Consider the following 14,191-nt stretch of genomic DNA (forward strand, 5'->3'; position numbering starts at 1 on the left):
ACGGGGGAACCTCCGTTCGGGGCAGCAGGCCGTGAAGCAGGAAACCCGGCGGGCGACCGCCGGAATCCCCGCCCTTTAGGGCAGGGAGATGTCAATGGGTGCCACTGACCAGGACGAAGAGCACTACGACCCAGACGGCGGCGAGAGTGAAGCCCAGCGGGGCGGCATAGCGGTTCATCGGCGTTCTCCGGCGGCGACTCGGACGGCCCGGACGGCTGGACAGGAACCAGCGGGGGCCTCATGAGGACAGGACGCGCACACGACGTCGTAACCGGGCCATTCCGCCGCCAGCCGGGAGCAGGCCGGTGCGGACGCACAACACGACGGCCCCGGCAGGACCGGGGCGGCGGGAGTGCGATGGGCGAGCGGGGACCGCTCGGATCATCCGCTGAGTCGTTACTCAGCGGGACCGACGATCGGCCCGGCCACGACTCGGGGGATCGCTATTTCGCACAGCGATCACCTCCACAGTTCGGCCGGGTCCGGAACGCGAGTCATCGTACACCCGGCGGGCGAGTGCTCCGCGCGACCGGTGCAGTCGGTCGCTGCCCTCACCGACACGCCGCTCCCGGCGCGGCGGTCACCGGCGTCCCGGTGCCGCCCGGAACTTCCGGCGTGAGGGGCGTTGGGGCCGGTCGGGCGTTACCGAGCGCCACTCCGCACCCGGGCCTGCCGTCCCGGTGCACGGTGCGCGACACCGCCCAGTCCCCGGTCGAAGTCGGCGAGGGTGGTGGCCACCCCCGGCACCAGCACCACGATCCGGTCCGCGCCGGTTAGGTCACCGAGCACCTCGACCGCCGTACCGCTGCCGCGCGGATCGAAGGCCAGGAAGTTCCGGCCCTGTTCCGCCCATCCGGCGTACGGCTCTCCGGCGTCGCGCAACGCCGCCGCCACCTGGGAATACGCGGCCCCGAACCGGGCCACCGTCGGCATAGGCGTGGCCGTCGGGGTGGCCGGTGGCACGAGCAGGCCCAGCCCGAGCAGCGCCAGTGCCAGGCCGTGCGCGGGTATCCGTCGGTCCATTCCGGACCCCCTTCCGATCGCTTGAGACCGGAAGCGTGCGGGGTCGTCATGATCTGCGGCGTCACCCCACGGAGTTGTCTGTGGGGTGCTACCGGGGAGTTATTCGCCTGCGGCGACCAGACCCGACTCGTAGGCGACGACCACCGCCTGGGCCCGATCACGCAGGCCCAGCTTGCCGAGCACCCGACCCACGTGGGTCTTGACGGTCTGCTCGGCGACCACCAGTTCGGCCGCGATCTCGCCGTTGGACCGGCCCCGGGCGATCAGCCGAAGCACCTCGGTCTCCCGGGCGGTGAGCGCGGCCAGCGAGGTGGGCCGAGGGCGGTCCCGGCCGGGACGGGCAGCGAACTCGGCGATCAACCGTCGGGTCACCGCCGGGGCGAGCAGCGCGTCACCGGCGGCGACCACCCGTACCGCGTGGACGAGTTCGGCGGCTGGGGCGTCCTTGAGCAGGAAGCCGCTGGCCCCGGCCCGTAACGCCTCGTAGACGTAGTCGTCCAGGTCGAACGTGGTCAGGATGAGCACCCGGGGACGGGTCGGCTCCGGCCGGTTGCCGATCAGCTGCCGGGTGGCGGCCAGCCCGTCGAGCACCGGCATCCGGACGTCCATCAGTACGACGTCGGGATCCAGTTGGCGAGCGGCGTCGACCGCCTCCTGCCCGTTGGCCGCATCGCCGACGACCAGTAGATCCGGTTGGGCGGCCAGTAACGCGCCGAAGCCCTGCCGCACCATCGCCTGGTCGTCGGCGATCAACACCCGAATCATCGGTCCCCGTCCTTTCCGTCGTACGGCAGTTCGGCCTCGATGGTGAATCCGCCGCCGGCCGGTGCGGCGGTGAACGTACCGCCCAGGAGGCGGGCCCGTTCCCGCATCCCGGTCAGCCCGTGCCCGGCACCCCGGGTCGGGGTGCCGGTCGGCACGCCGGTGTCGTCGTTGTCGACCCGTACGCTGATCATTTTCTGGTCCGGGCGGATGACCACCCGGACCGCCGCGCCCGGGGCGTGCCGGGCCGCGTTGGCCAGGGCCTCCTGCACGATCCGGTACGCGGCCAGCCCCACCGCCTCCGGTGGCCCGGCCTGCTCCGCCGGAAGCGGGGATTCGTCGAGGGTGACGACCATGCCGGCCCGACGGGCGGCCCCAACCAGTTCGGCGATGTCGGCCAGTCCCGGCTGGGGCGCGGTCTCCGGGCTGGCCGACTCGCTGCGTAACACGCCGAGCAGTCGGCGCATGTCGGCCAGCGCCTGCCGGGCCGACCCGGCGATCGCGGTGAACTCGGCGCGGGCCGGCTCCGGCAGCGAGCCCAGTCGGTACGGTGCGGTCTCCGCCTGCACTGCGATCATCGACATGTGGTGGGCCACCACGTCGTGCATCTCCCGGGCGATCCGGGTACGTTCCTCCAGCACCGCCCGGCGCGCCTGCTCCAGTTCGCTGCGCTCGGACTGCTCGACGAGGGCCCGTTGGCTCTGCCGACGACGACGGATCTGGTCGCCGAGCAGCAGTACGACCGCGAAGAGCACGATGACGCCGTAGCCGTTGGCCGGGGTCTCGGCGAACAGGAAGACCGGGATCAGGGTCAGCAGCGCGGCCCAGGTGGCGACCCCGGTGTCGGCGCGGACGGCCAGGACACCGAAGACGAACAGGGTGCCGATGACCTGCATCGGATGCCACGGCCAGGCTTCCCTCGGCGAGAAGTCGACGACCCCCAGGTAGAGCAGCGGGTAGCAGATTCGCCAGGCGAGCAGTGGGCGGCGCAGTGCGATCGCTATCGGCAACGTGCTGCCGATGGCGAGCAGGATGGCTGGCAGCCCTGGCAGGTTCCGTTCGTCCTGCAGATACTGCACGGCGGCGACGGTCAACCCGATCAGGAGCAGCAGACCGGCCTGGACGAAGGTCATCCGCCAGCGGGGCCACCAGCGGGGCCACCAGCGGGGGCGCCGGCCACCGGTCGGCGGGTAGTCCGGGCCGGCGATGAGGCGGCGCAAGGCCTGCAGCCCGCCCGAAGGCGAAGTGTTCTTCACTTTCTGCAGGCTACGTCGGATTGCCCGCCCGCTCGTACTCCCGAAGTGCCATTCCGCGTGTCATACCCCGGTACGACCTGGCCCGGGTTACTACTTACCTGCCGGTAGCGCCTAGTCTCCATCGCGCACCGTCCGATCGTGAGAGAAGAGGGACACCGTGGCCCGTACCGTGTTGGTGACCGGCGGTAACCGGGGTATCGGCCTGGCCATCGCCCAGGCCTTCGCCAAGCAGGGAGACCGGGTGGCGGTGACCCACCGGGGCAGCGACGTGCCGGCCGACCTGTTCGGCGTACGGTGCGACATCACCGACTCGGCGCAGGTCGACGAGGCCTTCTCGGCGGTCGAGGCGGAGTTGGGCCCGGTCGAGGTGCTGGTCGCCAATGCCGGCATCACCGATGACACGCTGCTGCTGCGGATGTCCGAGGAACAGTTCACCCGGGTGATCGACACCAACCTGACCGGCGCCTTCCGGGTGGCCAAGCGGGCCAGCGCCAAGATGCTGCGCGCCCGCTGGGGTCGGATGATCTTCATCTCCTCGGTGATCGGCCTGTACGGCGGCCCGGGCCAGGTCAACTACGCGGCGAGCAAGGCCGGCCTGGTCGGCGTCGCCCGCTCGATCACCCGTGAGCTGGGCAGCCGCAACATCACCGCCAACGTGGTCGCGCCCGGCTTCATCGACACCGACATGACCGCGGCCCTCTCCGAGGATCGGCAGACGGAAATCCGAAAGGCGATCCCGGCCGGCCGGATGGCCACCCCCGAAGAGGTCGCCGGGCCGGTCCTCTGGCTGGCCAGCGACGCCGCCAGCTACATCTCCGGCGCGGTGATCCCGGTCGACGGCGGCCTCGGCATGGGGCACTGACCCCGGATCTGGCGTCCTCCGTGGCGGTGCTGCGGTCACCGGCACGGATCACTGACAACGAACAACGGAGGATCTGTACGTGTCTGGACTGCTGGCCGGAAAACGGCTGCTTGTCACCGGTGTCATCACCGACCAGTCGATCGCCTTCTCCGTGGCGAAGCTCGCCCAGGAGAACGGTGCCACCGTCGTGCTCACCGGCTTCGGCCGGATGTCATTGGTTGAGCGGATCGCCAAGCGGCTGCCCGAGCCGGCCCCGGTGATCGAGCTGGACGTGAGCAACACCGAGCACCTGGCCAGCTTGGCTGACCGGGTACGGGAGCACGTCGACGGGCTCGACGGGGTGGTGCACTCGATCGGGTTCGCCCCACCGAGTTGCCTGGGCGGCGGCTTCCTCGACGCACCATGGGAGGACGTGGCCACGGCGGTGCACGTCTCGACGTACTCGTACAAGTCGTTGGCCATGGCGGCGCTGCCGCTGATGGGACCGGGTAGCTCGGTGGTGGGGCTCACCCTCGACGCGACCAAGGCGTGGCCGGTCTACGACTGGATGGGCGTGGCCAAGGCCGGGCTGGAGTCCGCCTCCCGCTACCTGGCGCTGCACCTGGGACCGAAGGGCATCCGCAGCAACCTGGTGTCGGCCGGTCCGCTGCGCACCATGGCGGCCAAGTCGATTCCCGGGTTCGAGCAGTTCGAGAACGCCTGGACCGAGCGCGCCCCGTTGGGCTGGAGCCTTACCAACCAGGAGCCGGCTGCCCGGGCCTGCCTGGCGCTGCTGTCCGACTGGTTCCCGGCCACCACCGGCGAGATCGTCCACGTCGACGGCGGCTACCACGCCGTGGGCGCCTGACCGACCCGTACCCACCTGCTTTGCCCCGCCGTACCGACCCGCACCGCTTTGCGGTTAGGAAGGGCCCCTTCTACAACAGAAAGCGATAAGAAGGGGCCCTTCCTTCACCCGAGACGTGGGGACGGCAAGATGGGGGCATGGAGTACGACGCGCTTGTCCTGGTCTCCTTCGGCGGTCCGGAACGACCAGACGACGTGCTGCCGTTTCTGGCCAACGTGACCCGGGGGCGGGGGATACCCCCGGAACGGCTGGCCCAGGTGGCCGAGCACTACCAGCAGTTCGGCGGGGTGTCGCCGATCAACCAGCAGTGCCGTGACCTGATTGCCGCGATCGAGGCGGACTTCGCCGCCAACGGGCTTGACCTGCCCATCTACTGGGGCAACCGGAACTGGCACCCGATGCTGGCCGACACCGTCGCCCAGATGCGCGACGACGGGGTACGCCGTGCCCTGGCCTTCGTGACCAGCGCCTACGGCGGCTACTCGTCCTGCCGGCAGTACCAGGAGGACATCGCCGCGGCCCGGGCCGCGGTCGGACCGGACGCCCCGGTGATCGACAAGCTTCGGCAGTTCTGGGACCACCCGGGTTTCGTGGAGCCGCACGCCGACGCGGTACGGGCCGCGTTGGGCACGCTCGACCCGGCCCGCCGCGACAGCACCCGGCTGGTGTTCACGGCGCACTCCGTACCGGTGACGATGGCGGCGGCCTCCGGCCCGGAGGGCGGCCGGTACGAGGCCCAGCTGCATGAGGTCGCCCGCCTGGTGGCCGGGATCGCCGCGCCCGACCTGCCGTACGACCTGGTGTGGCAGAGCCGATCCGGACCACCGCACGTGCCGTGGCTGGAACCGGACGTCAACGACCATTTGGCGGTGCTCGCCGCCGACGGGGTCACCTCGGTGGTGATCAGCCCGATCGGGTTCGTCTCCGACCACCTGGAAGTGGTGTGGGACCTGGACACGGAGGCGGCGGCCAGCGCGCAACGGCTCGGGTTGGACTTCGTCCGGGCGGCCACCCCGGGCATCGATCCGCGCTTCGTGTCGATGGTCCGGGAACTGGTCCTCGAACGGTTCGACACCGCCGACCCGACGGGGGAGTTGGCCCCGACCGAGGGAGCGACCCCGCCGGTGGATCTGCCGCTGCGTCGCCGGCTCGGTACGTTGCCGGTCTGGGATACCTGCCCGGCCGGATGCTGCCAGCCGACCCGGCGGCCCTGACCCATGACCGAGCAGAGTGCCGAGGTGGGCGGCCGGAGCGTCATCGGCGGGAACGAGCGTAAGCCGGTGGAGAGCTGGCTGACCGACATGGACGGCGTACTGGTGCACGAGGGGCAGCCGGTGCCGGGCGCGCCCGAGTTCATCAACCGGCTACGCGCATCGGGCAAGCCGTTCCTGGTGCTGACCAACAACTCGATCTACACCCCGCGGGACCTTCAGGCCCGGCTGACCCGGATGGGCTTCGACGTGCCGGAGCACGCGATCTGGACCTCCGCGCTGGCCACCGCACAGTTCCTCGCCGACCAGCGGCCGGGTGGCACCGCGTACGTGATCGGGGAGGCCGGGCTGACCACGGCGCTGCACTCGGTTGGCTACGTGCTCAGCGACTACGAGCCGGACTACGTGGTGTTGGGCGAGACCCGGACCTACAGCTTTGAAGCGATCACCAAGGCGGTCCGGCTGATCGCCGGCGGGGCCCGGTTCATCTGCACCAATCCCGACGTGACCGGTCCATCCAACGAGGGGCTGCTGCCGGCGGCCGGCTCGGTGGCCGCGATGATCTCGAAGGCGACCGGGGTCGCCCCGTACTTCGTGGGCAAGCCGAACCCGATGATGATGCGGTCGGCGTTGAATACGATCGACGTGCACTCCGAGACCGCTGCGATGATCGGTGACCGGATGGACACCGACATCCTCTGCGGGCTGGAGGCGGGCCTACAGACGATCCTGGTGCTCACCGGTATCGCCACTCGGGCGGAGGCAGAGCGTTACCCGTACCGTCCATCGCGGATCGTGGCCTCGGTGGCCGACCTGATCGACGAGGTCTGAACCGGGGATTCCTCGATACCACCGCGATGGCCGCAGATCGGACGGCAATATTGTCGGGGTGGCGATTCACCGCCCGAAGGGCGGCGGTGCCCGCCCGGCCCGCAGGTCCCGGCTACGTATCCTCGGCCCGGGTTTGCTGTCCGGCGCTGCGGACATCGACCCGACCACGGTGGCCACCCTGGTCGTCGTCGGGGCCAGCACGATGTACGGGTTGGTCTGGCTGACGTTGCTGCTGATGCCGGCGATGGCGGTGGTGCAGATCCTGGCCACCCGGGTCGGCGTACTGACCGGCCGGGATCTGCAACGGGCGGTCCGTGACGGTTACGGCCGGCGGGTAAGCCTGCTTCTGCTGGTCTCCGTCCTCGCGGTCAACGTTGTCACCGTCACCGCTGACATCACGGCGGGAGCGGCCGCCCTCGGCCTGCTGTCTGGCGTGCAGTCGCGTTGGCTGGTTCCGGCGTTCGCCGTCACCGTGGTGGTTCTGCTCGTGATCGGCAAGTATCCCCTTGTCGTACGGGTCCTTCGGTGGGTGATGCTCTGTCTGTTGGCGTACGGAGTCGCCGCTGTCCTTGCCCGCCCCGACTGGAGGGCGGTGGCCCTGGGCAGTCTGGTGCCGTCGGTCCCCTTCACCATCGCCCATCTCGGTGGCGCGTTGGCGATCATGGGTACCGCCCTGACCAGTTACATGTACGTGTGGCAGACCGTGGAACAGGTCGAGGAACCGAATGCGCGGGGATCGCTGCGGGTGTGTGAGTTTGGTGCGCTGGTCGGGGCGGCCTTCGCCTGCGTGATCTTCTGGTGCATCCTGGTCGCCAGTGGCGCCACCCTCGGTGTCCACCATCGACCGGTGGACACCGCCGAACAGGCCGCCCAGGCACTTCGTCCGCTAGCGGGGCCGTTGACCGAGGAACTGTTTGCGGTGGCACTGCTCGCGTCGGCGGTCATCGCCGCACCAGTGATCATGGCGGCTGGTGGATATGTCACTGCCTCCGCCTTCGACTGGCCACGCGGCCTGTCCCTCGCCCCCCGGCAGGCACCCGCGTTCTACGCCACGATCGTTGGACAGGCGATTGTCGGAACAGCCCTGGGGATGTCCGGCGTCAGCCCCATCCGACTCCTGTTTCTCGCCAGTCTCCTCGGTGGCATCGCCACCCCGATCGGGCTGTTTCTGCTCGTACTGACCGCAGGCAATCGGCACCTGGTCGGCGGCCGTCCCATCAGTCGTGGACTGCGAGCTGCCGGCTTGGCGATCGCCGTGGCCGTTACGTTGATCTCGTTGGCCTTCCTTGCCCAGCAGGTCCACCTGCTGCCCGGCTGATCCCCCGCTTCGGCGGACGCGCAGCCGGCTGCCCGATCCGTCTCAGCCGGTGAGCGGGGCGTTGCAGGCGGCAGCTAGTGCCTGCCGGCAGGCGGTGGTGAGCGGGCGCAGGGCGGCATCGCGTTGCTGCGCCTCGTAGTTGTTGACCGCGCCGCCGGGTGCGGCGTGTTCGGCGAGCGCCAGGACCTGGTCGAGCACACTGGCTCGGGCGAAGAGCCGACGGGCCCGAGGATCGAAGCCGGGCGGCAGGTCGGTGCCGCTGTCTGGTCGGCGTAGCGCGGCCAGGGCCCCGGCCAACTCGGGTCGCCATTGGGCCACGTCGAGGCGGGTCAGTGCCGCTGTCGCCTCCGCGAGCGCGACGGCGAGCGCGGCCTCGGCTTCGGCCGCGCCCGGTTGGTTGGCCGAGGCGGCAGGCGCGTTCTCCGGCAGCGGATAGACCCGCCACAGAACCGTCTCGAAGCTCACCCCTGACCCGGAGGTGTGGTTGCGTACCTCGGGTATGAGCCCCAGACCCCGGGCGACGACCGCCTCGCCGGCCTCCAGAGCCGCGCCCGCGAACGGACCAGGCCCGGGCAGGCCGCGTGGGTCACCAGGGGCGGGCAGCACCAGCCGGATCTCGTCGGGGCAGAGCTTCGACAGCGCGGGAAGCGCCTCCCGTAGCGGCACGTCGGTCCAGGTGCCCGGGGCGTCGGCGACGAGATGCTCCTCGTCACCGGCGACTTCGTCAGCGACCTCGTCGTACGGGACCAGCCCGGCGCGCCATGCGCGCACCCAGGCGACGAACCGGCTGGACCGGCGCGGAGCGAGGGTGGCCGCGCCCGTTGCGGGGGACATGCAGGCAAGGGTACGTCCTCACCCCGGCCCTGTCTCGGGTGCCGCGAGGGCAGTTCCCGCGTCTGGGCGTGGTGTCCTCCGGCGCGTCTCGTGTCGCCGCTGGTCCTCGTGTCCGTTAGCGTTTGCCGGATGGGGAGGCTGTACGGGGACGACGTACTCGCGGGTGATTGGCGGCGGCGTAAGGCGGTGCCGGAGGTCGCCGCCGAGCCGGATCTGGTCGTGGAGGACGCCGATTCGGGCTTCTGCGGCGCGGTGGTCGGCTTCGAGTCCGGTGCGGTGGTGCTGGAGGACCGGCACGGCCGACGGCGTAACTTTCCGCTGCTGCCGGCGGCGTTTCTGCTCGACGGAAAGCCGGTGACCCTGCGCCGCCCAGCACCCACCGCCGCCCCGGCCGCCCGGCGGCGTACGGCCTCCGGCTCGATCGCCGTAGATGGGGTACGCGCCCAGGTGGCGAAGGCGAGCCGGATCTGGGTCGAAGGTATCCACGACGCCGCGCTGGTGGAACGGATCTGGGGTGACGATCTGCGTATCGAGGGCGTGGTCGTGGAGCCGCTGGACGGTATCGACGCCCTCGCCGCACAGGTGCGTGACTTCGCCCCGGGGCCGCAGCGGCGGCTGGGTGTACTGGTCGACCACCTGATACCCGGTTCCAAGGAGAGCCGGATCGTGGCCTCGGTGACCTCTCCGTACGTGCTGGTCACCGGACATCCCTATGTCGACGTCTGGCAGGCGGTGAAGCCGGCCAAACTGGGCATCCGGGCCTGGCCGGTGGTGCCGCCGGGGCAGCCGTGGAAGGAGGGGGTCTGCGCGGCGCTCGGGGTGGCCGAGCCGGCGGACCTGTGGCGGATCATCCTCTCCCGGGTGGGGAGCTTCCACGATGTGGAGACTCCGCTTATCAACGCCGTCGAGCGGCTGATCGACTTCGTGACCGTCCCCACCCCATAGTTCACGTGTTAGGAAGGGCCCCTTCTACAACAGAAAACGATAAGAAGGGGCCCTTCCTAACAGCTAGGCGATGCGGTCAGGGTCGCGGGTGAAGATGAAGGTGGCGAGGTCCAGAATGTCGGGCCGACCAGCCGCGTCCCGACGTACGGCGAGGATCTCCCCGTTGTTGCTGCCGGATCGGCACCGCCAGCGGTCCGGACCCTCGAGGGTGAACCGCCACGAGGGGGCGCCGACTGGCCGTTGCGCGGTGAAGGTCAGTTCAGCGGACGTACCGTCCCAGGCGACTTCGTACTCGCGGCCCATCCACCACCAGCGGCCGGTCAGTTCCGCCACGTCGGCCGGGGGCGGGGCGTCGGCCGGTCGCCACGCTCGGATGGTCGGTGGCTCGGTGTCGAGCACGGTGGTCAGCAACTGCTCACCGAAGCCGGCGATGGAGCCGGCCCGCAGGCCGTACGCGTTGGCGAAGCCAACCACCCCGGTACGCGTCGGCCGGTGGACGGTCAGGACTGCCAGGTAGCCGGGCATCGAGCCGGTGTGCCCGGCGTACACCCGATCCCCGGAGCGGTAGAGCTCCAGCCCGAGCCCGTGCCCGGACCGCCACGAGTCCAGGTCGCTGATTACTACCGGCGCGCACATTTCGGTCAGTGTCTGCGGGTCGAGCAGGTCCGGGTTGGGGTCGGCGAGGAACGCCGCCCATTTGGCCAGGTCGGTGGTGGTGGACCAGAGTTGCCCCGCCGGGGCCATCGCACCGGTGTCGGTGCGCGGCTCCTCGCGCAACGTGCTGTGCCAGGGGTGCACCACGTAGCCCCGGGCGAACGGCTCCTCCGCCTGGTAGGTGGTGCGGTGCAGGCCCAGCGGGTCGAGCAGGCGCTCCCGTAGCAGCTGCCACCACGGCTTGCCGGTGATCCGTTCGAGCATTCCGCCGAGCAGCCCGTACGCCAGGTTGGAGTAGTGGTAGACCCGGTGCGGCGGATGGGCCAACTTGTCGGTGCTCAGCCCGGCGAGCAGCGTGTCCAGGTCCACCCCGGCGGAGCGTTCCCACCAGTCGCCCTCCGGCTCCCGCTGTAGGCCGCCGGCGTGGCCGAGCAGCTGGCGTAGCGTGACCCCGCCGATGGGGGTGCCGGGCAGGTGGCACTCCAACGGGTCGTCCAGCCCCAACCGGCCCTCGTCGCGCAGCTGCATGACGAGTACGGCGGTCATCGTCTTGCTGATCGAGCCGATCCGGTACTGCGTGTCCGGATTCGGGATGGGACATTCGCCGGCACCTGCGACGTGGACCAGGTCACCGTCCCGGACCACCCCGGCGACGAGTGACGGGGTACGCCCCGCCTCCTGTGCCTCGGCGACGAGGGTGTCGATCCGTCGGCGGGTTTCCGGTTGCAGTGTCACGTCTCGTGGCTCCTCGATGAGAAACAGGTCATTCAGTGGATCAACGCCGGTGTCGGATGATCTTAGGTGACGGCTGTTGGCACTGGGATTGTGATTTTCGAGGTTCGTGGTCACGTGCGCCGGCATGACAGGATCGACGTGTGGAGCCACTGTTGTGGATCGTATTGGGCGTCGTACTGGCAGTCGCGGAGATCTTCACGACGACGCTCTTCCTTCTCATGTTCGCGGTGGGAGCGTTCGCCGCAGCCGGGGCAGCGGCCCTGGGTGCACCGATCGGGGTGCAGGCGCTCGTCTTCGCCATGGTGTCGGCGCTGACCGTGCTGGTCGCCCGGCCGACCATCCAGCGTCATCGCCGTAAGGCGGTGGAGGCCGGCGAGGAGCCCTTCGGCGTTGAGGCGATCGAGGGTTCCTCCGCGCTCGTGTTGGAGCAGGTCGACGCGGACGCCGGCATGGTGAAGATCGATGGAGAGTTGTGGACCGCCCGGTCGTACGACGCCACCCAGGTGTTCGCACCGGGGGAGCGGGTCCGGGTGATTCAGGTCCGGGGCGCGACGGTGCTGGTCTGGCGGGACGATATTTCAGCCAGCTGATACGACAAACGTTTTAATCGCTGAGAATTTGCCTGGAAGGGGAGATATGGGGGACGGAATGGGCACGGTGATCGCGGTGCTGTTCGGTGCCGTGGCCCTGATAATGGTGATCACGCTGATTCGGGCGGTCCGGATCGTTCCGCAGCAGCGGCAGGACGTGGTCGAGCGGCTCGGAAAGTACAAGCGCACGCTCAACCCTGGCCTCAACCTGCTGGTGCCGTTCATCGACGCGGTCCGGACGAAGGTGGACATGCGGGAGCAGGTGGTCAGTTTCCCGCCGCAGCCCGTGATCACGTCGGACAACCTGGTCGTGTCGATCGACACGGTCCTCTACTTCAAGGTGGTCGACTCGGTACGCGCCACCTACGAGATCTCCAACTTCCTCCAGGCGATCGAGCAGCTCACCGTCACCACCCTGCGGAACGTGATCGGTTCGCTCGACTTGGAGCGGGCGCTGACCAGCCGGGAGGAGATCAACCGTCACCTCTCCGGGGTGCTCGACGAGACGACCGGACGCTGGGGCATCAAGGTGACCCGGGTGGAGATCAAGGCGATCGAGCCACCGCCGAGCATCCGCGACTCGATGGAGAAGCAGATGCGCGCCGAGCGGGACCGCCGGGCCGCGATCCTCAACGCCGAGGGGCACAAGCAGTCCCAGATCCTTTCCGCCGAGGGTGAGAAGCAGGCTGCGGTGCTGCGCGCCGACGGTGACCGGCAGGCCCGGATCCTCCAGGCGGAGGGGCAGGCCAAGGCGATCCGTACCGTCTTCGACGCGATCCACCAGGCGAACCCGAGCCAGAAGGTGCTGGCCTACCAATACCTCCAGGCCTTGCCGCAGATCGCCAACGGGCAGGCCAACAAGGTGTGGATCGTGCCGGCCGAGTTGACCAAGGCGCTGGAGGGGCTCGGCGGCGCGCTCGGCGGGCTGAGCCAGATGGCCGGGGACGCGCCATCGGCGCAGGCATCGTCGGATGCCAGCGCCGTCGAGCGGGAGGCAGCGGAGGCGGCGCGGGCCGCCGCCGAGGCCGCGCAGGAGGTCACCAACGAGGTACGCGCCGCAGAGGCGCAGGCCACCTCCGGATCCGGGCCAGCGGGGCTACCGGCGCCCGAGCCGGTGTCACCGGCCAACCTGATCGGTGAGACCGCGCCGGAGGGTCGCCCCGAACGGGCCTGAGGCCTCACCTTCGCGATTCCTATCGAGCGGCGGTTACCTGCGGAAAATGTGGGTGACCGCCGCTCGTTCACGTCCAGACCAGGACGAACCCGGCGGGACACCCGTGTTGGCCTGCCGGGACGGCATCGATGGGCGATCGCCGCGCCGAATATCGGGTAGTCGGAATTCGGCGGCGAAAAACGCGAAGGATCCACGGATTAACCGGCCGCCTGCCACGATCGTGGGAGGCGGGTCGTGACCAGCGGTCGGACACCCGAGCGGCGCGTGCCGCAGCACCGAAGCGTGTGGAGATGCCAACACCGGCGTAGAGGCACAGAGCGAGGTGACGGCGTGAAGCAGTCCAGAGGCACCCGATCGGCCGGATCGGCCTCGTCGTCGGCGGTGTCGCCGGATACGGCCGCCCGTCGTCGTACCGGCCTGGGGTTCGGGGTGCTGCCCTTCATCGTGGAGAAGCCACCGGTCGCCCCGGCCATCAACGCCACCTGGGCGTGGTCGCTGCGGCGTTTCGCCCGGGCCACGATCTGGCTCCTGCCGGGGTACGCCATCCTGTTCGGCGTGGTCGCGCTGGTCGGCGTCGACGGGGCCGGCCCGGCACCGTACGCCTCGGGCGACCGGCCGCTGTATCTGGTCGGCTGGATCGGCGCGCTCTGGCTCGGGTTCCTGGCGCTGATGTCGCTTACCAGCCTGTTGGCGGCGGCGCGCAGTCGGCGTACCGCCCTGACCGCCCTGCTGGTTGTCCTCTTCGGACTGTTGTTGATGTTGCCATTCGCCGCGATGCCGGAGCAGACCCCGGTCTACGGTGCCGATGCCCGCCTTCTGACGCTCGCCGGGGCCAGCGTCTACACCCTCGGCTGGCTGTTGGCCGGCTGGGCGGTCATCCGGTCGGGTGTGTTCAGCTACGCCGACGGGGCGTTGCTCATGCTGGCGGCGCCGATGATGGGCATCGTGGGCATGCTGGTGGGGGCCTTCCAGGCGTACGGTGCCCTGGTTGGTCTGGCGGCCGGCATCGGTATTGCCTGGCGTACCGGCCGTCTGGTGCCGGTGGGGCGGGCCAGTGGGGTGCACACCGAGCCGGACGCGGTTGCCGCCGCACACGTTCCGCCGCCGAACACCGCACCCGCCGGGTGATCCACCCGTTCCGCCTGGTGG

The 14,191-nt window shown here is 70.0% G+C and carries 14 protein-coding genes; 9 read left to right on the top strand and 5 right to left on the bottom strand.

The genetic code is table 11. The features are described 5' to 3' along the window. Nucleotides 1-642 precede the first annotated feature (642 nt). The 3 genes from ACWDV4_RS20640 to ACWDV4_RS20650 form a co-directional block, all read right to left on the bottom strand. Nucleotides 643-1,023 (bottom strand): alpha/beta hydrolase, encoded by a 381-nt coding sequence (locus tag ACWDV4_RS20640; protein WP_449981203.1) that lies wholly within the window; start codon nucleotides 1,021-1,023, stop codon nucleotides 643-645. A gap of 99 nt (nucleotides 1,024-1,122) precedes the next feature. Continuing rightward, nucleotides 1,123-1,788 carry a response regulator gene (locus ACWDV4_RS20645; RefSeq protein ID WP_449981205.1) on the bottom strand — a complete coding sequence of 222 codons (666 nt, stop codon included), beginning with the start codon at nucleotides 1,786-1,788 and terminating at the stop codon, nucleotides 1,123-1,125. Then, entirely contained in the window at nucleotides 1,785-3,041 is a 1,257-nt protein-coding gene (locus tag ACWDV4_RS20650) for a sensor histidine kinase (RefSeq protein WP_449981207.1), read from the bottom strand. The genes ACWDV4_RS20645 and ACWDV4_RS20650 overlap by 4 nt, the downstream gene beginning before the upstream one ends. Nucleotides 3,042-3,198: 157 nt before the next feature. Here ACWDV4_RS20650 and ACWDV4_RS20655 point away from each other — a divergent pair, with 157 nt between their 5' ends. The 5 genes from ACWDV4_RS20655 (at nucleotide 3,199) to ACWDV4_RS20675 (ending at nucleotide 8,110) form a co-directional block, all read left to right on the top strand. Further along, nucleotides 3,199-3,903 carry a beta-ketoacyl-ACP reductase gene (locus ACWDV4_RS20655; RefSeq protein WP_449981209.1) on the top strand — a complete coding sequence of 235 codons (705 nt, stop codon included), beginning with the start codon at nucleotides 3,199-3,201 and terminating at the stop codon, nucleotides 3,901-3,903. A gap of 79 nt (nucleotides 3,904-3,982) precedes the next feature. Beyond that, nucleotides 3,983-4,750 carry an enoyl-ACP reductase FabI gene (gene fabI, locus ACWDV4_RS20660; protein ID WP_449981211.1) on the top strand — a complete coding sequence of 256 codons (768 nt, stop codon included), beginning with the start codon at nucleotides 3,983-3,985 and terminating at the stop codon, nucleotides 4,748-4,750. Between the two features lie 137 nt (nucleotides 4,751-4,887). Beyond that, entirely contained in the window at nucleotides 4,888-5,964 is a 1,077-nt protein-coding gene (locus tag ACWDV4_RS20665) for a ferrochelatase (protein WP_449981213.1), read from the top strand. Nucleotides 5,965-5,967: 3 nt separating this feature from the next. Beyond that, nucleotides 5,968-6,792, top strand: a complete 825-nt coding sequence (locus ACWDV4_RS20670; RefSeq protein ID WP_449981215.1) for an HAD-IIA family hydrolase — start codon at nucleotides 5,968-5,970, stop codon at nucleotides 6,790-6,792. 58 nt (nucleotides 6,793-6,850) lie between these two features. Next, on the top strand, nucleotides 6,851-8,110 hold the full coding sequence (locus ACWDV4_RS20675) for an NRAMP family divalent metal transporter (protein ID WP_449981216.1): 1,260 nt from the start codon (nucleotides 6,851-6,853) through the stop codon (nucleotides 8,108-8,110). Between the two features lie 42 nt (nucleotides 8,111-8,152). Here the strand turns inward: ACWDV4_RS20675 and ACWDV4_RS20680 are convergent, their stop codons facing one another. Then, nucleotides 8,153-8,944: a hypothetical protein gene (locus tag ACWDV4_RS20680; RefSeq protein ID WP_449981218.1), complete on the bottom strand. Its 792-nt coding sequence runs from the start codon at nucleotides 8,942-8,944 to the stop codon at nucleotides 8,153-8,155. 129 nt (nucleotides 8,945-9,073) lie between these two features. Between ACWDV4_RS20680 and ACWDV4_RS20685 the strand changes: the two genes are divergently transcribed. Further along, nucleotides 9,074-9,889 (top strand): DUF3097 domain-containing protein, encoded by an 816-nt coding sequence (locus ACWDV4_RS20685; RefSeq protein ID WP_449981220.1) that lies wholly within the window; start codon nucleotides 9,074-9,076, stop codon nucleotides 9,887-9,889. A gap of 63 nt (nucleotides 9,890-9,952) precedes the next feature. Here ACWDV4_RS20685 and ACWDV4_RS20690 read toward each other — a convergent pair whose 3' ends face one another. Then, entirely contained in the window at nucleotides 9,953-11,278 is a 1,326-nt protein-coding gene (locus ACWDV4_RS20690; protein ID WP_449981222.1) for a serine hydrolase domain-containing protein, read from the bottom strand. Between the two features lie 140 nt (nucleotides 11,279-11,418). Between ACWDV4_RS20690 and ACWDV4_RS20695 the strand changes: the two genes are divergently transcribed. From ACWDV4_RS20695 to ACWDV4_RS20705, 3 genes are all read left to right on the top strand, one after another. Beyond that, nucleotides 11,419-11,868, top strand: coding sequence for an NfeD family protein (locus tag ACWDV4_RS20695; protein ID WP_449981224.1), 450 nt, complete (start codon nucleotides 11,419-11,421; stop codon nucleotides 11,866-11,868). Between the two features lie 58 nt (nucleotides 11,869-11,926). After that, a complete protein-coding gene (locus ACWDV4_RS20700; RefSeq protein WP_449981344.1) occupies nucleotides 11,927-13,042 on the top strand; it encodes an SPFH domain-containing protein in 1,116 nt (371 codons plus the stop codon). A 330-nt stretch (nucleotides 13,043-13,372) separates the two neighbouring features. After that, on the top strand, nucleotides 13,373-14,170 hold the full coding sequence (locus ACWDV4_RS20705; protein ID WP_449981226.1) for a hypothetical protein: 798 nt from the start codon (nucleotides 13,373-13,375) through the stop codon (nucleotides 14,168-14,170). Nucleotides 14,171-14,191: the final 21 nt, after the last annotated feature.

It is taken from the genome of Micromonospora sp. NPDC003197 (assembly GCF_053590565.1).

Excerpts from the sequence above, each read along its gene's own strand:
- ACWDV4_RS20640 (WP_449981203.1), bottom strand. The coding sequence starts at position 1,023 with ATGGACCGACGGATACCCGCGCACGGCCTGGCACTGGCGCTGCTCGGG.
- ACWDV4_RS20645 (WP_449981205.1), bottom strand. The coding sequence starts at position 1,788 with ATGATTCGGGTGTTGATCGCCGACGACCAGGCGATGGTGCGGCAGGGC.
- ACWDV4_RS20665 (WP_449981213.1), top strand. The coding sequence starts at position 4,888 with ATGGAGTACGACGCGCTTGTCCTGGTCTCCTTCGGCGGTCCGGAACGA.
- ACWDV4_RS20670 (WP_449981215.1), top strand. The coding sequence starts at position 5,968 with ATGACCGAGCAGAGTGCCGAGGTGGGCGGCCGGAGCGTCATCGGCGGG.
- ACWDV4_RS20680 (WP_449981218.1), bottom strand. The coding sequence starts at position 8,944 with ATGTCCCCCGCAACGGGCGCGGCCACCCTCGCTCCGCGCCGGTCCAGC.
- ACWDV4_RS20685 (WP_449981220.1), top strand. The coding sequence starts at position 9,074 with ATGGGGAGGCTGTACGGGGACGACGTACTCGCGGGTGATTGGCGGCGG.
- ACWDV4_RS20700 (WP_449981344.1), top strand. The coding sequence starts at position 11,927 with ATGGGCACGGTGATCGCGGTGCTGTTCGGTGCCGTGGCCCTGATAATG.